Below are 17,230 nucleotides of genomic sequence, written 5' to 3'. Positions count from 1 at the left end.
GGCCGTCCGCGGCGCGTGGCTGGCACACGGCGCGGTGGTGCTGGTGCCCTCCGGGCTGATGCTGTTTCTGGGCGCCTGGGGTATCCGCCGCCAGGACGCCGTCTGGCGGGACGAGGCCGTCACCTACGACATGGCGCACCGTGGCCTCGCCGAGCTGTGGCCCACGCTCCAGCAGGTCGATGTCGTCCACGGCCTCTACTACGCGCTGATGCACTGCTGGTTCCTGGTCTACGACGCCACCCTCGGCGATGCGCTCGGCGCCGTCATCGGCCTGCGGCTGCCGTCGGTGGCCGCGATGACGGCGGCCGCCGCGGGGGTCGCCCTGCTGGGGCAGCGCCTGGTCGGCCGGCGGGCGGGGCTGCTGGCGGGCCTGACCTTCGCGCTGATCCCCGTCGTGCAGCAGTACGCGCAGGAGGGCCGCTCGTACGCCACGGTCTGCGCGCTGGTCGTCTGGGCCGGCTATCTGCTCGTCCTGGCCGGCGCGCGCCCGCGCCGCCGGCTCTGGTTCGGCTACACGGCGCTGATGCTGTTCGCCTGTCTGCTGCACGAGTTCGCCTCGCTGGCGCTGCCCGCGCACGGCGCCGCGGTGGTCCTGGCCCGGCTGCCCCGTCGCGTCCTGCGCACCTGGCTGCTGTGCGCGGCGACCGTCCTCGGCTGCCTGGCGCCGCTCGCCGTCTTCAGCACCCGGCAGTCGGCGCAGATCAGCTGGCTCATGTGGCCCGACCCCGTCCAGCTGCTGACCTTCGCCGTGCTGGCGGTCGGCGGCCTGGCCTGCGCCCGCGTCCCGATCCGCTCCCGCGGTCCGATCGGCCTGCGCGCCGTGGGCATCCCGCTGCTGCTGCTCCCCACCCTCCTGCTGCTGCTCCTCTCCCACGTCGAACCGGCCTATGTGGACCGCTACGTCCTCTACTACGTCGTCGGGTTCGCGCTGCTGGCGGGCGCGGCGCTGGCCCGGCTGCTGCGGCCGGCCGGTGAACGGGGCCAGACCCGGGGCCGGCGGCTGCGCCGGACGCTGGCGGTGGCGCTGGTGGTGACGGCGCTGCTGCCCGTGGACGTCCATCTGCGCAGCCCGGACAGCCGGGTCGACGATGTCACCGCCGTCGCCCGGGAGGTGCGGGCGATGTCCGAGCCCGGCGACGGGCTGCTGTTCATGCCCGCCCGGCGGCGGATCTGGCGCGCGACCCAGCCGCACGACTTCCGGGGGCTGCGCGATCTCGCGCTGGCGCAGAGCCCGCGGGCCTCGCACACCCTCTACGGCACCGAGCGGTCCGGCGACGCGGTCCGCGCACGGATGCTGGCCGCCCGCCGGATCGTCGTCGCCAGCGACCCGGACGGGGCGACGGACGACGACAACGACCAGGAGCTGGCCAAACGGGCCACGCTGCACGACGCGTTCACGGTCTGCCGCAGCACGGAGGTCCGGGGCGCCCGGATCACGCTGTACGGGCGGCCGGGGACGTGCCAGGGAGGCGGGTAGCGGCGGCAGGAGGCCCGGGGCCCGTCGTGCGGGCCGGGCGGATCGCCGTCCGGGGCCCCGGCGGGCCGCTCTCCCGGGAGGGGCCGCGGGCGGTGCGGCCCCCCGGGCGGGCGCGGCGATGTACGCCGGAGTGGTCATCACTCCGGTGTCCGCCGCGAGTCTTCGGCGCCGATCGAAGGGCCTGCGGCCTACGGTGCCCGTATGAGTACCTCCCCGGAGTACGCCACCTTCCACTTCCACGCGCTGCACCACGCCGATCAGCCGCTGCTGCTGCCCAACGCCTGGGACGTCACCTCGGCCCTCGCGCTCGCCGGGGCCGGGTACGCGGCGGTCGGCACGACGAGCCTGGGCGTCGCCGCGGCGCTGGGCTGTCCGGACGGGGAGGCCCGCCCCGAGGTCCGGGAGGCGACGCTGGCCCTGGCGCGGCGGCTCTCGGGCCGACTGGCCTGCCCGTACACCGTCGACATCGAGGGGGGATTCGGCGGCGACGTCGGGCAAGTGGCCGATCTGGCGGGTGAGTTGGCGGAGGCCGGGGCCGCGGGGCTGAATCTGGAGGACGGGCTTCCGGGCGGCGGGGGTCTGCAGGACCCGGTCCGCCAGGCGGAGTTGATCAGCGCGCTGAAGGAGCGTGCGCCGGGCCTGTTCCTCAACGCCCGGGTCGACACCCACTGGCTGGTGGACGCCCCGCCGCCGCTGTCGGCGACGCTCGCCCGGGCCGAGAGCTATCTCGCGGCGGGCGCGGACGGCATCTTCGTGCCGGGGGTCACCGCCGACGAGGACGTGTCGGTGCTGGCCGCCGAGATCCCCGCCCCGCTGAACATCCTCTTCGCGCCGGGGCGGCACACCGTCAGCCGTCTGGGGGAGCTGGGGGTGCGCCGCATCAGCACCGGCTCACTGCTCTTCCGCACGGCCCTGCAGGCCACCCTCACGGCGGCGGACGCCCTGCGGACGGCCCGGCGCCCGGAGGACGCGGTGGGCGAGGCGATGGGGTACCAGGAGGTGCAGCGCCTGGTGGGGGAGGAGTAGCCCGCGGGGAGGCGGGGGCTCCGGGTGTGCTGGGGCGGCGGCTCAGGCCTGCCGGCCCCGGGTTCCGCCGCGACGGCGGTGCAGGGCGGTGGCGGCGCCGGCCACGCCGAGCGCGCCCACGCCGCCGAGCAGACCCGCCTTGGGCAGATGGCCGGCCTTCTCGGCCAGCCCGGCCAGCCCGTTGTCGGGCAGCATGATCGAGGTCCGGCTCTCCGTGGGTGCGGTGGAGTCGGCGGCGGAGGCGGCGCCCGCGGGAAGCAGCAGGACGGCCAGCGCGCCGGTCGCGACGGCGGCGGTACGGATCATGGAGCGGTACTGGGCCCGCATGGGTACTCCTCGTCGTGGGCAGCTCGCGGCCGCCCTGGGGGCAGGTACAGGGAGCACGGTACGGAGCGTCCTTAACGGCAATCCGTAGGTTGTGTAACAGTCGGCAAGATCTCTGGGATCGGTCCTGTGAAGACCTCGCCCGTTCGGCCCAGTCGACGGCCGCAAAAGCCCCGGGGAGCCACGCAATGGCCGATCCGGAGATTCCGCTCGACGCCACCTTGGATAGCGTGATGCAGGGCTACGTCCGCATATCCGATGAATTGCCGCTGCGGTGATCGTCCGGGCGCCCGGTCCGGTGCGGCAGGGCGGCGGTGTGGTGAGGCGGCGAGACGGCGAAGGCGGTGGCGACGAGATGCGACGGCTGCGAGCACGCACGGCGCCGGCCTCCCGCCCCGGGGCCGCCCCGACCCCGCGCACCGTCGCCGCGGCCGCCGTCGCCGCCCTCGCCCTCGTCACCGGCTGCACGAACCTGGAGGGACTGCAGAGCGAGGGGCGCGCCAGGGACGTGGACGCGCCGCTGGTGCTGTGGCCCGGCTACTCGCCCGCCCCGCCCAGCCGCAACGAGAATCCGGCGGTACTGGTGCCCGTCCCCGGCGTCCCGCGGATCCCGGGCGGCAGCATGGCCGCCGCGAACCCGCTCGCCGTCCTGGACGCGGACATCGCCGCGCAGGGCCGGACCCCGCCCGCCCCGAGCGCGGTCCGCCCTCCGGTGCTGCACGACCTCACGGACGACGGCAAGCCCGATCTGCTGATGGCCGTCAACCTCGGCCCGCGCAGCAGCGAACTGCGGGTCTACGCCGTCCGCAAGACGGTGGTGACCCGGATCCTCGTGCTGCGCGGGGTCCTGGCCGGGGTCGAGCTGGCGGCGGGTCATCTCGCGGTCCGCGAGCCCACCAAGGACCCGCGCTACGTCAGCGTCACCGACTACGTCTGGGACGGCCACGAGATGGACCTGTGGAACCTCACCCTCGACGACGCCCGCACCCCGCAGACCCCGCAGGCCGTCGGCGGCAGCCCGTGAGGCCGCCGGCGGTCTCCCTCCGCTGGAAGATCGCGCTGACCGTGATGGCGGTGAGCTGCGCGGTCGCCGCCGTCCTCGGGGTGCTCGTGCACAACGCGGTGGCCCGTCAGACGGTCGGCCAGGTACGCAAGGAGGCCCGCGCGAACCTGGACACCGCCCTGAACCTGTTCGAGTACGGCACCTCCCGTGAGGGACTCAACTCGCTGCTCGACCCGCCCGAACTGCCCGCGCCGCTGCGCCGGCTGGCGCGCTCCGGCCGGCACGGCACCATGGTCGGGAGCTACCACGGCCGCTCCGTCATGTGGGCGGCGGCGCCGGCCGACGGCCAGGTCATGGCCGTGTGGACGCCCTACGGCACGGTCCACCGCTCGCTGGACAACTTCGACACCGCCATCCTCGGCTCGGCCGTGCTCGCCGCCACGACCGTCGCCCTGGCCGGGCTGTTCCTGGCGCAGCGCATCAGCCGGCGGCTGGGCACCACCGCGGCGGTCGCCCGCCGGATCACCGCGGGGGACCTGGACGCCCGGGTCGGCGACGGAGCCGACCGGGGGCCGGGCGGCCGGGCGGGCCAGGACGAGGTGGCGGCGGTGGCGGCCGCGCTGGACTCGGTGGCCGGCTCGCTGCAGAGCCGTCTGCAGGCCGAGCAGCGCTTCACCGCCGATGTCGCGCACGAGCTGCGCACGCCGCTGACCGGCATCCTCGCCTCGGCCGAGCTGCTGCCGGAGGGCCGCCCCAAGGAAATGATCAACGACCGGCTGCGGGCGCTGCGCCGGCTCACCGAGGACCTGCTGGAGATCTCCCGGCTCGACTCGGGCGCCGAGCACGCGGACCTCTCCGCCTACGACCTGGGGGACCTGGTCCGCCGCTGTGTCGCCGCCACCGCCCTCGACACCGAGGTACGGATCGCCGCCGACGCGGTCGTGGAGACCGACCGGCGCCGCCTGGACCGCATCCTGGCCAACCTCGTCATCAACGCCCACCGGCACGGCCGGGCCCCGGTCGTCGTCACCGTGGACGCCGCGGCCGGGCCTCGGCCCACCATCGAGGTACGCGATCACGGGCCCGGCTACCCGGCCGACCTGCTGCACCACGGCCCGCAGCGCTTCCGCACCGACGCCCCGGGCCGCGGCCGGGGGCACGGGCTGGGCCTGACCATCGCCGTCGGCCACTCCGCCGTGCTGGGCATCGACGTCCGCTTCACCAACGCCCCCGACGGCGGCGCCCGCACCCTGCTGCGGCTGCCGCGGAGCGCCGTCGTCGAATGAGGTCACGCCACCGGGGACGGTGGCGCGTCACTGGTCGATCCTCACCAGTCGATGTCGTCCGGCGGCTCCGGGAGGTCCTCGTCCTCGGGCTCGGGGGGCAGGTGGGCGCTGGCGGTGCCGGTGCCGGCGGGGGCCGTGGTGGCCCGGGGGGCCTCGGGGGCCTCGGTGGGCGGCGTGGCGCCGGCGGGGGCGCCCCCGCCGTCCTCGGCGCCCTCGTGCGGGTCCCGGCCCGCCAGGACCTCCAGGATCTGCGCGCCGTACTTCGCGAGCTTGTTCTCGCCGACGCCGTTGACCGAGCCCAGCTCGGCCGTCGTCGCGGGCCGGAGGGTGGCGATCTCCCGCAGCGTCGCGTCGTGGAAGATCACATACGCCGGGACGCCCTGCTCCTTGGCCGTGGCGCCCCGCCAGCCGCGCAGCGCCTCGAAGGCCGCCGCCGCCTCCGCCGGCAGATCCACCGGCGCCGCCCGCTTGCCCTTCGCCTTCGCCCGGGCCGCCCGCGCCGGCTTCTCCGGCTCCCGGCGCATCGGCACCTCACGCCGGCCGCCCAGCACCTCGGCGCTGGCCTCCGTGAGCACCAGCGTGCCGTAGTCACCCTCGACGGCCAGCAGCCCCTGGGCCAGCAACTGCCGTACGACGCCGCGCCATTCGGCTTCCTTGAGGTCGTCGCCCACTCCGAACACGCTCAGGCCGTCGTGGTCGAACTGGATGACCTTGGCGGTCTTCTTGCCCTGGAGGATGTCGATGATCTGGCCGGCGCCGAACTTCTGCCCGCGCTCCCGCTTCAGCCGGACGATCGTGGACAGCAGCTTCTGCGCGGCCACCGTGCCGTCCCAGGTCTGCGGCGGGGCCAGGCAGGTGTCGCAGTTGCCGCAGGCGGTGCTCTCCTGCCCGAAGTAGGCCAGCAGACGCACCCGGCGGCACTCCACCGTCTCGCACAGCGCCAGCATCGCGTCGAGGTGGGCCGACAGCCGCCGCCGGTGCGCCTCGTCCCCCTCGGAGCCGTCGATCATCTTCCGCTGCTGGACCACGTCCTGCAGCCCGTAGGCCAGCCAGGCCGTGGACGGCTGGCCGTCGCGCCCGGCGCGCCCGGTCTCCTGGTAGTAGCCCTCCACCGACTTGGGCAGGTCCAGATGCGCCACGAACCGCACGTCCGGTTTGTCGATGCCCATGCCGAAGGCGATCGTGGCGACCACGACCAGCCCGTCCTCGCGCAGGAACCGGGACTGGTGCGCGGCACGGGTACGGGGGTCGAGGCCCGCGTGATACGGCACCGCGGCGATGCCGTTGTCCACCAGGAACTGCGCGGTCTTCTCCACCGAGGCCCGCGACAGGCAGTAGACGATGCCCGCGTCGCCGGCGTGCTCGCTGCGCAGCAGCTCCAGGAGCTGCTTCTTGGGCTCGCTCTTCGCCGCGATCCGGTACTGGATGTTCGGCCGGTCGAAGCTCGCCACGAAATGGCGGGCCTTGTCCATCCGCAGCCGGGAGCTGATCTCCGTGTGGGTGGCCTCGGTCGCGGTGGCGGTCAGGGCGATCCGCGGTACCTCGGGCCAGCGCTCGTGCAGCATCGACAGCGCCAGGTAGTCCGGCCGGAAGTCATGGCCCCACTGGGCGACGCAGTGTGCCTCGTCGATGGCGAAGAGTGAGATCTTTCCGCGGTCCAGCAGGCCGAGCGTCTGCTCGACCCGCAGCCGCTCGGGCGCCAGATACAGCAGATCCAGCTCCCCGGACAGGAACTCCGCCTCGACCAGCCGCCGCTCGTCCAGATCCTGGGTCGAATTGAGGAATCCGGCCCGCACGCCGAGCGCCCGCAGGGCGTCGACCTGGTCCTGCATCAAGGCGATCAGCGGCGAGATCACCACGCCCACGCCGCCCCTGACCAGGGAGGGGATCTGGTAGCACAGCGATTTTCCGCCGCCTGTCGGCATCAGGACGACCGCGTCCCCGCCCCCTGTGACGTGCTCGATGATCTCCTGCTGACTGCCGCGGAACGCCTCATAGCCGAACACCCGGCGCAGCACCTGCACCGCCTCGCTTGCCTCCGAAGCGCCTTCCACATCCATGTCCACGACCACTTCCACGTCCGCCAGAGCCATTCCGAAAGCCTACGAGCTTCGAGGGGGTCGCCGTAGCCCCTGTGGACAACCGGCCCCGGCAGCCGGCACCGGCCCGGCCTGCGGCGCTGCCACGGAGTCGGTATGGGAATGGCCAGGCCCACCGAACAAAGCGGGCAATACGCCGCTCGGTGGGCAATGCGCCGCTCGGTTGTGTCGCTCTCACCTGCCTAACCGACCGATGAGGCAAACGGATGAGGCAAATAAGCGCAAGCGAAGCTCGCCTGGATGACTGCCGTACCAGGAACGTGGCCGGCCTGGTCGAACTTCCACGTGCAGCAACGCGAAAGCTGAGCCCCAGGACGCTCAACGCGAGGCCATCAGCCACATGGACCGGCTGCTCAAGAGGAGCCCAGACCGCGGTTGGCCCTCGCCGTTGATGTCATGTCTGGATGTCAAAGGCCCCCAACCATGCACGGTTGGGGGCCTTTTCCACCGGTGCCCCCGGCAGGATTCGAACCTGCGACACCCGCTTTAGGAGAGCGGTGCTCTATCCCCTGAGCTACGGAGGCAAGGGCCTAGACCCCTGACAGGGTAGCCGATGGGTGCGCTGGAGGTTGCTTCTGTTGGGGGAGGTCGGTGGGCGCGCCTTGGGAGGGGCTGGGGGTGAGTGGGGGAGGGGGTGCCGGGGTGGGCGTGGTGCCGGGCTGGGGTAAGTGGCGCCGGGGGCAGGTTGGTTGAGTTCTGGTGTGCCGATGGCGGTGGCCGGTTGGGCGGCCGCCGCCCTCGGTGTGTGCCTGCGGTTGCGCCCGTGGGGCGCGGGGTGTGCGTTCCGGGTCAGCCGCCGATGTGCCAGCTGAGGGTGCCGTCCGTGGTGGTGAGGAGGGCCAGGAGGAGGAGGTCGGCGGCGCCGAGGGTGAGGCCCAGGAGGGCGCGGCCGCGGCGGGTGGTGCCGCGGGCCAGGGCCAGGGCGCCGAGGACCAGGGCGCAGGGGCCGAGGAGGAGGTTGAGGACCAGGGTGCCGAGCAGGCCGAGGATGAAGGAGGTCACGGCCATGCCGTCCGCGTGGGAGCGGGGGCGGGAGGCGGGCCGGTGCGGGGCCTGGGGCACGGCGGCCGGGGTGGACGGAAGCGTCCGGGCGGCTTCGCTGAGCGTGGTCATCGGGAGGTCACCTCGTGCTGGTGGCGGCGTTCGCGGAGGAAGAAGACGAGCAGCCAGCCGGCGATGACGGCGGCCGCGACGAGGGTGACGGGGAGGGGGAGGTGTGCCGCGGTGCCCAGCAGGATCCCCATCAGGAGGAGGGCTGCGACGAGGAAGAGCATGATCTTCCTTTCCGGTTCCAGAGGACAGTTGTTCACTCAGTTCCCTCAGTCTACGACCGTCCAGGAGTGGAGTAGTTCGGAGAACGGTTGTTTACTGGATGACATGAGTCACAGTCTTGGAGTGCGGCAGGCCCAGAAACAGAAGACCCGTCAGGCGCTGCTCGACGCGGCGCTGGGGCTGCTGGAGGAGCAGAGCCTGAGCAGCCTGGGGCTGCGTGAGGTGACGCGGGTGGTGGGGATCGCCCCGACCGCGTTCTACCGGCACTTCCGCGACATGGGGGAGCTGGGTGTCGCGCTGGTCGAGGAGGCGCTGGGGAGCCTGCACGTGATGGTGCGCGCGATCCTCGCCGAGCAGGACGGGGCCGAGGAGCGGATCGACCGGACGGTCGCGGTCGTCGAGCAGCACGTGCGCCGGTATCCGCTGCACATCCGGTTCGTGGCGCGGGAGCGGCACGGTGGCGTACGGGCCGTTCGGCAGGCCATCGCGGGGGAGCTGGACCGGTTCGCGGAGGAGGTCGCGGCGGCGCTGAAGACGCAGCCGGTGTCGGAGGGCTGGTGCGATGACGACGTGCGGATGCTGGCGGAGCTGTATGTGGACCGGCTGGTGATGACGGCCGCGGCGCTGCTCGACGCCGAGGCGGACGGCGTGGAGGGTGCGGCCGGGCGGGTGGTGCGGGGGGCCCGCCGGCAGTTGCGGCTGATCAGCATCGGTCGGCGGCACTGGCGGGAGGAGCGGTCGGGGGATCGGTGAGAAGGCCGGTACGGGGGCGGCCCGGCGGAGTGTGGTGTGCGGTGGGGCGTCAGTCGCGGGCCGGGGTGACGCGTACGCGGTAGGTCCCGTCCGGGTTCTGCGTGAGGACGGTGACGGCCGCGCCGCTGGCGCGGTCGGTGAAGGTCTCGCCGGGGCCGAAGGTCGCGTCGGTCAGTTCCGGGTCGACGTATTTGTTGTCCCGGTAGCAGCCGCCGCTGTGCGGGGTGGCGTCCACGATGCGCAGCGGGCCGCGGCCCGAGGGGACGTGGGTGGCGACGCGGTAGATGAGGACGCCCGGCCGGCAGACGGCCGGGTCGAGCAGGCCGCGGATGCGGGCCTCGACGACCAGGGCGGTGCGGGGGGAGGTCGGGATGACGACGATCTTGGTGCCGCCGGGGGTGGAGAGGGGCGTGAGGGTGTGTTCGCCCGGCGTCCCGTGGCGGGGCGCGCAGTGCACCTGCCCGGCGGAGAGCCAGCCGAGCTTCCATTTGTGCCAGCCGACGAAGTCGTTGCTCGGCCCCCAGTCCTCGTCCATCGGATCCCAGTGGCCCACGGGGGGCGAGTCGTCGCGGTCGTCGGTGTAGTAGAGGTCGGGCAGGCCGAAGCTGTGGGCGTTCTCGTGGTTGAGGACGCGGAAGGCGCTCGCCCCGGTCTGCCGGCTCCAGATGAAGGACGCGTTCCGGAACGGCACCCCGTCGGAGGTCCGCAGCCCCATGTCGCCACCGCTGAAGGTGACCGACAGGACCGTACGGGTCGCGGGCGGCCCCGCGTTGGGGGTGGCGATGACGTTGATGACGTCGTAGTTGCGGAAGTCGACGAGCGGGTCGACGGCGCGGACCAGCTCCCGGGACAGGGCGTGGTAGCCGCCGTCCGAGGCCGGGTCGAAGCTGGCGCCCCGTCCGATGCCGTACGCCGCGAGCGGCCGTGACATCCGGATCCACCGGTACAGCGGCATGGGGCGGTAGGTCAGCCTGCCGTAGGAACTGATGCGGAAATACTCCGTCGCGGCAGGGAAGAACTCGGCGAAGCGAGCCTGGGGGGAGAGGGTCGCGTGCGCGTCCGGGAAGTCGATGAAGAGGGTGAGCGCCCGTACGGGACCGGACGATCGGGCGAAACCTGTCGGGGTCTCCGCGGATTCCGCGACGTCGTCGCTGATGCCGCGCAGGGCACACGGGCCACTCGGCGAGACGCCGGGACCGGTGGGTATGGCCACGGCGCTGGGCGGTGAGCCCAGGGCTATCGCCGCGGCTGCGGTGACCGCTCCTGCGGCCAGAACCGCGGAAACCTTGTGCTTCATACCGATCACCTTGTGTCGCCGGGTGATCGCTCGCGCGCGGGATTACGTCAACCGGAGTCATGGCGGGGCCGGACGGGTCGGTCGGTGTGGAGGGCGGGCCGGGAGGGGTGGTGCGGGTGGGGCGGGGAGGCGGTCCGGGCCGGTCCCGGTGAGCTGGGGTGGGGACGTGGCGGGGGTGTGGTCCAGGTCACGTCGGGGTGTGAAATATCCGGGGAGGGGTTCCCCGTTTAACCAGGCGTCCGGATGAAGCGGGGGGCAAACCCCCGGTTTCGGTCCGGTCAGCCGGTCAAGCCGGCCGCCCGAACGTCCGAGACCTGCGTGGTCAAGAGACGTGTCGAGAGACGTGCTGAGAGATGAGACGAGAGGAGTGAGCCGCCGTGGCCGCCACCACTGCTGGGGCGAAGTCCGCGACAGAGGGGCAGCAGCCCCGTTTGCGGGCCGATGCCCTGCGCAACCGGGAGCGGATCATCGCGGCCGCCCGCGAGACGATGGTCGAGTTCGGGGCCGAGGTCCCGCTCGATGAAATCGCTCGACGCGCGGGTGTCGGTAATGCGACGCTCTATCGTCACTTCGCGGATCGCCTGGAGTTGATCCACCACGTCACGCTGTCCGTCATGTCCCGCACCGCGGACCAGGCGGAGAGCGCCCTTGCCGAGGAGTCCGATGCTTTCCAAGCGCTGAGGCGCTTCGTGCACGCCGCAGTGGAGGAGCGGATCGGGGCGCTGTGCCCCCTGCTCTCCGACGGCGTGGACCGCGACCACCCCGACCTGCTCGCCGCGGGTGATCGTCTGGAGGCGGCCATCGAGGCCGTCATGGGCGCCGCACGCGACAGCGGTCAGCTGCGCGAGGACCTCGCCGTCGGCGATCTGATGGTCGCGCTGACCCAGCTGACCAGGCCGTTGCCGAGCAGTGGCTGCATGGACTTCGACAAGTTCGTGCACCGGCATCTGCAGCTGTTCCTGGACGGTCTGCAGGCGCCCGCCCGTTCCGTGCTTCCCGGGTCCGCGGCGACCTTGGAAGACCTCCGGCGCCGCTCGTAGCCCGGCCCACACGCCGTCACACCTCCCACGTCCCGCCCGTCCCACCGCCCCACCGGCCCGCTCGTCCGTCCACTCCTACGTCCCGTTCCGCGTTCGTGCGTCCCTGCGTCCTGACGGCCGCCCGGTGCGCCGCCCACGCGCTTGCTCTTGTTCGCTCACCGCACCACTAGGTGGATCCCGTCATGCCTGAAACGCCCGCATACGTCGACCCCCGGCGCTGGAAAGCGCTGATATTCATCGCGCTGGCCCAGCTGATGGTCGTGCTCGACGCGACCATCGTGAACATCGCGCTGCCCTCCGCCCAGCACGACCTCGGCATCACCGACGCCAACCGGCAGTGGGTGATCACCGCCTACGCGCTGGCGTTCGGCGGGCTGCTGCTGTTCGGCGGGCGCATCGCCGACCTGTGGGGACGCAAGCGGACCTTCGTCACCGGACTCATCGGCTTCGCCGTCGCCTCCGGGCTCGGCGGGGCCGCCGCCGATCAGGCCATGCTGATGGGCGCGCGGGCACTGCAGGGCGTCTTCGGCGCGCTGCTGGCGCCGGCCGCGCTGTCCCTGCTGGCCGTGACCTTCACCGAGGCCAAGGAGCGCGCCAAGGCGTTCGGCATCTTCGGCGCGATCGCGGGCGGCGGCGGCGCCGTGGGCCTGATCCTCGGCGGGGTGCTGACCGAGTACATGAACTGGCGCTGGACGTTCTTCGTGAACATCCCGTTCGCGGTGATCGCCGCGACCGGTGCCCTGCTGGTCATCCGGGAGCCCGCGGAGAGCCGCAACACCTCCCGGCTGGACGTTCCCGGCGTCATCCTGGCCACCCTCGGCCTGGTCTCGCTGGTCTACGGCTTCACCCGCGCCGAGTCCGACGGCTGGCTGGCCGCCCCGACGCTCGGCCTGTTCGCCGCGGCCGTCGTGCTGCTCCTGACGTTCGTGCTGGTCGAGGCCAAGGTGAAGGCGCCGCTGCTGCCCCTGCGGGTGGTCGCGGACCGCAACCGCGCCGGCATCTACGCCTCGCTGGGCCTGGCCGTGATCGGCATGTTCGGTCTGTTCCTCTTCCTGACCTACTACCTCCAGATCGTGAAGGGCTACACCCCGGTGACGACCGGTCTGGCGTTCCTCCCGATGATCGTCGGCATGATCACCGGCTCGACGCAGATCGGCGCCCGGCTGATGACCCGCGTCCGGCCGCGGCTGCTGATGGCGCCCGGCTTCACGGTCGCCGCGCTCGGCATGCTGGTGCTGACCCAGATCGACCTGGACACGTCCTACCCCGCGCTGATCCTGCCCGGCTTCCTGCTGATGGGCCTCGGCATGGGTACGGCGTTCATGCCGGCCATGTCGCTGGCCACGCACGGTGTCCAGCCGCGCGACGCCGGTGTCGCCTCCGCGATGGTCAACACCTCGCAGCAGGTGGGCGGCGCGATCGGTACGGCCCTGCTGAACACCATCGCGGCCAGTGCCACCACCGCGTACGCCACCTCGCACGCGGCCGGTGCCCGCTCGCTCGACCTGCTCAAGCTCCAGGCGATGGTGCACGGCTACACCACCGCGATCTGGTGGGCGGTCGGCATCCTGGCCCTGGCGGGTGTGATCGCCTTCACCTTCATCAACGCCGGGCGTCCCGGCGGCGGTTCGCCGATGGCCTCGTCGCAGGACGGCGAGGGCGTGGCGCCGGGCAAGGACGAGGTGCCGATTCCGGTGATGGCGCACTGATCCCGTAGGGGGCGGGACGGCGTACCGGGTGCGGTGGGCCCATAGGAATGGGGTGGTCCGGTCGGGGGCGTTCGCAGCCCCGATGTCCCCGGCCGTGCACTCTTACCGCATTCCTACCTTGCTCCTACGTCAGTGGGGTCGTCCCGTTCGCGTACGGAGCCGTCCCGGGCCGGAGTGCCTCCGCGCCGCCCCACACGTGCCGGCCTCTTCCGGCTCCGCCGACTCGTCAGCGGAGCCAGGGGAGGTCGGCGCCTTTCGGTTGCAGCCCCTCGGTCATGACCTGGCAGATCTCGGCCAGTTGCGCGACCTGCTCGGGGGAGAGCCGATCGAAGATCGCGGCGCGTACGGCTGCGACATGACCCGGGGCGGCCTTCTCCAGGACCCGCATCCCCTCGTCCGTGAGGTGGGCGTTCTGGCCCCGTTTGTCGGACGAGCAGTTCTCCCGCCGCACCCAGCCGTTGCGTTCCAGGCGGGCGATCGCGTGGGAGAGGCGGGAGCGGGTGATCTTGGCGTTCTGGGCCAGCTCGGTCATCCGCATCCGGCGGCGGGGTGCGCGGGAGAGCTGGACGAGCAGCCCGTAGTAGACGTGCGGCATTCCGGCGTCGCGCTGCAGCTGGCGGTCGAGGTGGTCCTCCAGGAGCGTGGTGGCGTGGAGGTAGCACTGCCAGGCGTATTGCTCCTCGTCGCTGAGCCAGTGCGGCTCGGCTGCGGCTTCGCTGCTCATAGCATCCACTCTCTCACCACTCGGAGAGCTATTTAAGATTTAACAACATCGTATGGGGATTTCCGCGGCGATCGAACGGCCCGGCTGCGCCCCGGCGTTTGATCACTCCCGACGACTGATCATTGCCGATGCCTGAATGTTCACGCGTATCGGTCTACTGCCCAGTGTGACGCCGGAAAGCGGCGATGGCCGTAGTGCCCGGCGCGCTTTCTCACCCTGCTGCCCTGGCTTCGCGATTCCGGGCACCGTACGCGGCCGTTCGGATGCGGAACGTGTCCGGGCGAGTGCGTCTCGTGGCGGTGCGGCAGCTCGGCGGGGCGGTGCGATCCGGTCGTGCCGGGCGAGGGGTGCGGCTGAACGAGCGCCCGCCGAGGGGGAGTTCGGGAGTCCTCAACTTGCCCTTTTCGGCGGTTGGTTGAGCCCGGTTGGCCGTCGTCGTCGGCGTCCGGTGCGGTTCGAGGCGGAGGTGGTGCCACGCAGGCCTGCGACGTCGACGATCCCTATCCGGTGCCGGTCGGCCGGGCGCCGGGGTGGCCGCCGGTCACGCTCCGCAGGGCGGCGGACGACGCGGCGCTCCTGCGCGGGGAGTGCCTGGGGGAGGCGGCGGGGGTGGCCTCGGTGGCTCAGTGGGTGGCGACCGGGAGGCTGTGACGGCGGTGGGACCCGCGGGTCTTGTGGGGGCGGTGTTCGCCGTGCGGCTCGCGGACGCGGTGGGTGCGGAAGACGTAGAGCGAGACGACGAACATCACCGCGCCCATGGTGAACCCGAAGGCGCACGACTTGAGGATGGCTTCCCCGCCGAGGCTGTAGCACCAGCCCAGCGAGCCGCCGAAGAGCACTCCGTAGGCGATCGCCCGGGTCTCGGTGAGCAGGGACGACTGGAAGTGGGCCACCACCAGCCCGAGCGCACCGGAGACCACGAACGCGGCCAGCCCGTACAGCATGGCCGGGCCGCCCTTGGTGCCGTCGGTGTGGGTGCGGAAGATCGTGAAGAGGCCGAAGGCGAGTGCCGTGATGATCGGCAGCGCCACCTTCGCCGGGATGCGCCCGGCCATCCCCGCCATCCCGGCCCGTCCCGGGGCCCGTAGTGGGGAGCCGGTCCGGCCGGTGGCCTGGGGCGTCGCGCCGTGTTCGGTCTCCACGGTGCCGTGCGAGCGGGCGGCCCGTGCGCCGTGCCGCCGAGCGATCCGGTCCATGACGGGCTCCTCTCGGTCGCCCCCGCAGCCTTCCTGTCCAGGCGACACCCGGGGGGCGTCCCCGTCAACCGGAGCGGCGGGTGGCCCCACGGGCCTCGTGCGCCGGTGACCGGCGCTCCGCCCGGTTCGGTCCAGGTCCTTCTGGTGCCAGGCCACGTCCCAGTAGCGGCCGAACTTGCGGCCCACCTCCGTGTACGTGCCGAGGTGCCGGAAGCCGAAACGGGTGTGGAGGGCGGTGGAGGCCGCGTTCGGCCGGGTGATCCCGGCATAGGCGCGGTGGACGTCCTCACCGGCCAGCGCCTCGAACAGGGCCTCGTACAGCAGCGTGCCGATGCCGCGGCCGACGGCGTGCGGCGCGCAGTGGACGGTGACCTCGACGGAGGGGGCGTAGGCGGCCTTCGGACGGAACGCGCTGCTGGTGGCGTAACCGAGCAGGGCGTCTCCCGGGGGTCCGCCGCCGGTGGCCGCGAGGTCGCCGCGGGAGCCGTCCGGGGGCCCGTTGTGTGGGTTTTTCGTCCGTTCTGTCGGCTCCTGGGCAACCAGAAGCCGGTGCGGGCCGTCTTGGGGGTGGGAGAGCAACCACGGACGGCGCTGTTCGGGGGTGAAGGGTTCCGTGTCGAACGTGATGCAGGTCTCGCGGATGTAGTGATGGTAAAGATCGGTAAGGGCCGGAAGGTCCGCCTCGGTGCCCGCTCTGACCTGCGCTTCCCCTTGTCCCCACGGCATGTGGCCTCCCTGGATGGCCCCGCAGGGTACTGCATGATCAGAAAAATAGCGGGGCTCGGTGGGAATTCTGTCCGGATTCCAGCCGTTGTTTCCTTCGGACGGGCCGCTCGGCAAGCATCGGCCTTCGATGGACGATCCGGTCCGCCCCACCGTCCCGCGACCGACTCATCGCAAAGGGAGCACACGCATGGCAACCCGTGCCGTCGCCCGGCGTCAGGACAGCACCAGCGCTTCTGACGGGGCCCACAGTGTTCGCGCAATAGGCGGGGAGATCGCCGACCGCGACCTGGTCGGCATGTACCTCGACGAGATCGCGCGTACGCCACTCCTCGACGCCGCCAAGGAGGTCGAGCTGTCCCAGACCATCGAGGCGGGTGTCTACGCCCAGCAGATCCTCGACGGCGAGGTCACCGACGGCAATGCCGCAGGTGCCGGCCCCGAGGAGCTGGAGGCGCTGGTCGGGGAGAGCGCCAAGGCCAAGGACGTCTTCATCCGCTCCAACCTCCGGCTGGTGGTCGCGGTGGCCCGCCGCTACCCGCGTGCCGGACTGCCCCTGCTCGATCTGATCCAGGAGGGCAACGCCGGCCTGGTGCGTGCCGTGGAGAAGTTCGACTACGCCAAGGGCTTCAAGTTCTCGACGTATGCGACGTGGTGGATCCGCCAGGCCATCACCCGGTCCATCGCCGATCAGTCGCGCACGATCCGGCTGCCCGTGCACCTCGTGGAGGAGCTGGGCCGGATACGCCGGGTGCAGCGCGAGTTCAACCGTGAGAACGGCCGTGACCCGGAGCCGGCGGAGGTCGCCGGCGAGCTGGGCTCCACTCCCGCCCGTGTCACCGATGTCCTCGACTGGGCGCGCGACCCGGTCAGCCTCAACATGTCGGTGGACGACGACGGCGACACCCAGTTCGGCGATCTGCTGGAGGACACCTCCGCGGCCTCGCCCGAGCAGTCCGTCCTGACGCTGCTGCGCAGCGAGGAGCTGGAGGACCTGATAGACCGGCTCGACCACCGCACCGCCTCGATCATCAAGGCCCGCTACGGCATCGAGGACGGCCGCGAGCGCACCCTGACCGAAGTCGGCAAGCAGCACGGCCTGACCCGCGAGCGGATCCGCCAGATAGAGAAGCACGCGCTGCTGGAGCTGAAGCGGATGGCGCGCGACACCGGCTTCGACGCGGCCGCGTAACCGAAGGCCGAGCAAGCCCGCCCGGGCAGGTCGGCCCACTGAAGGATGAGCCCCGGTGCCGTCTCGGCGTCGGGGCTCGTACACGTGCGTCGACGGGATGTGCCCCGAC

At 72.2% G+C, this 17,230-nt stretch carries 14 protein-coding genes, 1 tRNA gene and 1 pseudogene; 8 read left to right on the top strand and 8 right to left on the bottom strand.

The window, feature by feature from the left end; translation table 11 throughout:
- Nucleotides 1-58 precede the first annotated feature (58 nt).
- Nucleotides 59-1,477 carry a glycosyltransferase family 39 protein gene (locus ACQP17_RS15740; protein ID WP_433859915.1) on the top strand — a complete coding sequence of 473 codons (1,419 nt, stop codon included), beginning with the start codon at nucleotides 59-61 and terminating at the stop codon, nucleotides 1,475-1,477.
- A gap of 201 nt (nucleotides 1,478-1,678) precedes the next feature.
- Nucleotides 1,679-2,503 (top strand): isocitrate lyase/PEP mutase family protein, encoded by an 825-nt coding sequence (locus ACQP17_RS15735; protein WP_433856883.1) that lies wholly within the window; start codon nucleotides 1,679-1,681, stop codon nucleotides 2,501-2,503.
- Between the two features lie 42 nt (nucleotides 2,504-2,545).
- On the opposite strand, the gene ACQP17_RS15730 is transcribed toward ACQP17_RS15735, so the two are convergent.
- The gene (locus ACQP17_RS15730; RefSeq protein WP_433856882.1) at nucleotides 2,546-2,830 is read right to left on the bottom strand and encodes a hypothetical protein; all 285 of its coding nucleotides are present in this window, start codon (nucleotides 2,828-2,830) and stop codon (nucleotides 2,546-2,548) included.
- A 352-nt stretch (nucleotides 2,831-3,182) separates the two neighbouring features.
- Between ACQP17_RS15730 and ACQP17_RS15725 the strand changes: the two genes are divergently transcribed.
- Both ACQP17_RS15725 and ACQP17_RS15720 read left to right on the top strand, forming a co-directional pair.
- Nucleotides 3,183-3,851 (top strand): hypothetical protein, encoded by a 669-nt coding sequence (locus ACQP17_RS15725; protein ID WP_433856881.1) that lies wholly within the window; start codon nucleotides 3,183-3,185, stop codon nucleotides 3,849-3,851.
- Complete coding sequence (locus ACQP17_RS15720; RefSeq protein ID WP_433856880.1) at nucleotides 3,848-5,116, top strand: sensor histidine kinase; 1,269 nt, start codon at nucleotides 3,848-3,850, stop codon at nucleotides 5,114-5,116. Before ACQP17_RS15725 ends, ACQP17_RS15720 begins: the two co-directional genes overlap by 4 nt.
- 41 nt (nucleotides 5,117-5,157) lie before the next feature.
- Here the strand turns inward: ACQP17_RS15720 and recQ are convergent, their stop codons facing one another.
- From recQ to ACQP17_RS15700, 4 genes are all read right to left on the bottom strand, one after another.
- Complete coding sequence (recQ, locus tag ACQP17_RS15715; protein WP_433856879.1) at nucleotides 5,158-7,209, bottom strand: DNA helicase RecQ; 2,052 nt, start codon at nucleotides 7,207-7,209, stop codon at nucleotides 5,158-5,160.
- A gap of 457 nt (nucleotides 7,210-7,666) precedes the next feature.
- Nucleotides 7,667-7,739, bottom strand: a tRNA-Arg gene (locus tag ACQP17_RS15710).
- A gap of 265 nt (nucleotides 7,740-8,004) precedes the next feature.
- Entirely contained in the window at nucleotides 8,005-8,328 is a 324-nt protein-coding gene (locus ACQP17_RS15705) for a hypothetical protein (protein WP_433856878.1), read from the bottom strand.
- Nucleotides 8,325-8,489 (bottom strand): hypothetical protein, encoded by a 165-nt coding sequence (locus ACQP17_RS15700; RefSeq protein WP_189101665.1) that lies wholly within the window; start codon nucleotides 8,487-8,489, stop codon nucleotides 8,325-8,327. The genes ACQP17_RS15705 and ACQP17_RS15700 overlap by 4 nt, the downstream gene beginning before the upstream one ends.
- Before the next feature lie 103 nt (nucleotides 8,490-8,592).
- Between ACQP17_RS15700 and ACQP17_RS15695 the strand changes: the two genes are divergently transcribed.
- A complete protein-coding gene (locus ACQP17_RS15695) occupies nucleotides 8,593-9,240 on the top strand; it encodes a TetR family transcriptional regulator (protein WP_433856877.1) in 648 nt (215 codons plus the stop codon).
- A gap of 49 nt (nucleotides 9,241-9,289) precedes the next feature.
- On the opposite strand, the gene ACQP17_RS15690 is transcribed toward ACQP17_RS15695, so the two are convergent.
- The gene (locus tag ACQP17_RS15690; protein ID WP_433856876.1) at nucleotides 9,290-10,537 is read right to left on the bottom strand and encodes a M6 family metalloprotease domain-containing protein; all 1,248 of its coding nucleotides are present in this window, start codon (nucleotides 10,535-10,537) and stop codon (nucleotides 9,290-9,292) included.
- A 377-nt stretch (nucleotides 10,538-10,914) separates the two neighbouring features.
- Between ACQP17_RS15690 and ACQP17_RS15685 the strand changes: the two genes are divergently transcribed.
- Together ACQP17_RS15685 and ACQP17_RS15680 are read left to right on the top strand one after the other, a co-directional pair.
- On the top strand, nucleotides 10,915-11,577 hold the full coding sequence (locus ACQP17_RS15685; RefSeq protein ID WP_433856875.1) for a TetR/AcrR family transcriptional regulator: 663 nt from the start codon (nucleotides 10,915-10,917) through the stop codon (nucleotides 11,575-11,577).
- A gap of 182 nt (nucleotides 11,578-11,759) precedes the next feature.
- Nucleotides 11,760-13,286, top strand: coding sequence for an MFS transporter (locus ACQP17_RS15680; RefSeq protein WP_433856874.1), 1,527 nt, complete (start codon nucleotides 11,760-11,762; stop codon nucleotides 13,284-13,286).
- Between the two features lie 226 nt (nucleotides 13,287-13,512).
- Here the strand turns inward: ACQP17_RS15680 and ACQP17_RS15675 are convergent, their stop codons facing one another.
- Together ACQP17_RS15675 and ACQP17_RS15670 are read right to left on the bottom strand one after the other, a co-directional pair.
- Entirely contained in the window at nucleotides 13,513-14,010 is a 498-nt protein-coding gene (locus ACQP17_RS15675) for a MarR family winged helix-turn-helix transcriptional regulator (RefSeq protein ID WP_364882699.1), read from the bottom strand.
- Nucleotides 14,011-15,338: 1,328 nt separating this feature from the next.
- Nucleotides 15,339-15,932, bottom strand: a pseudogene (locus tag ACQP17_RS15670) (N-acetyltransferase family protein); the annotation flags it as partial.
- Between the two features lie 187 nt (nucleotides 15,933-16,119).
- Between ACQP17_RS15670 and ACQP17_RS15665 the strand changes: the two are divergent.
- Nucleotides 16,120-17,121 carry a sigma-70 family RNA polymerase sigma factor gene (locus ACQP17_RS15665; RefSeq protein WP_433856873.1) on the top strand — a complete coding sequence of 334 codons (1,002 nt, stop codon included), beginning with the start codon at nucleotides 16,120-16,122 and terminating at the stop codon, nucleotides 17,119-17,121.
- The last annotated feature ends 109 nt before the right edge of the window (nucleotides 17,122-17,230 follow it).

The sequence above is a fragment of the Streptomyces kronopolitis genome, assembly GCF_050953795.1.
GTDB classification, from domain to species: Bacteria; Actinomycetota; Actinomycetes; order Streptomycetales; family Streptomycetaceae; genus Streptomyces; species Streptomyces kronopolitis_A.
This window is presented reverse-complemented; position numbering and strand designations above follow the sequence as displayed.

Coding starts and splice junctions, on each gene's coding strand:
- ACQP17_RS15695 (WP_433856877.1), top strand. CDS start 8,593: ATGAGTCACAGTCTTGGAGTGCGGCAGGCCCAGAAACAGAAGACCCGT.
- ACQP17_RS15735 (WP_433856883.1), top strand. CDS start 1,679: ATGAGTACCTCCCCGGAGTACGCCACCTTCCACTTCCACGCGCTGCAC.
- ACQP17_RS15675 (WP_364882699.1), bottom strand. CDS start 14,010: ATGAGCAGCGAAGCCGCAGCCGAGCCGCACTGGCTCAGCGACGAGGAG.
- ACQP17_RS15700 (WP_189101665.1), bottom strand. CDS start 8,489: ATGCTCTTCCTCGTCGCAGCCCTCCTCCTGATGGGGATCCTGCTGGGC.
- ACQP17_RS15690 (WP_433856876.1), bottom strand. CDS start 10,537: ATGAAGCACAAGGTTTCCGCGGTTCTGGCCGCAGGAGCGGTCACCGCA.
- ACQP17_RS15730 (WP_433856882.1), bottom strand. CDS start 2,830: ATGCGGGCCCAGTACCGCTCCATGATCCGTACCGCCGCCGTCGCGACC.
- ACQP17_RS15725 (WP_433856881.1), top strand. CDS start 3,183: ATGCGACGGCTGCGAGCACGCACGGCGCCGGCCTCCCGCCCCGGGGCC.
- ACQP17_RS15740 (WP_433859915.1), top strand. CDS start 59: ATGCTGTTTCTGGGCGCCTGGGGTATCCGCCGCCAGGACGCCGTCTGG.
- ACQP17_RS15665 (WP_433856873.1), top strand. CDS start 16,120: ATGGCAACCCGTGCCGTCGCCCGGCGTCAGGACAGCACCAGCGCTTCT.
- ACQP17_RS15680 (WP_433856874.1), top strand. CDS start 11,760: ATGCCTGAAACGCCCGCATACGTCGACCCCCGGCGCTGGAAAGCGCTG.
- recQ (WP_433856879.1), bottom strand. CDS start 7,209: ATGGCTCTGGCGGACGTGGAAGTGGTCGTGGACATGGATGTGGAAGGC.
- ACQP17_RS15705 (WP_433856878.1), bottom strand. CDS start 8,328: ATGACCACGCTCAGCGAAGCCGCCCGGACGCTTCCGTCCACCCCGGCC.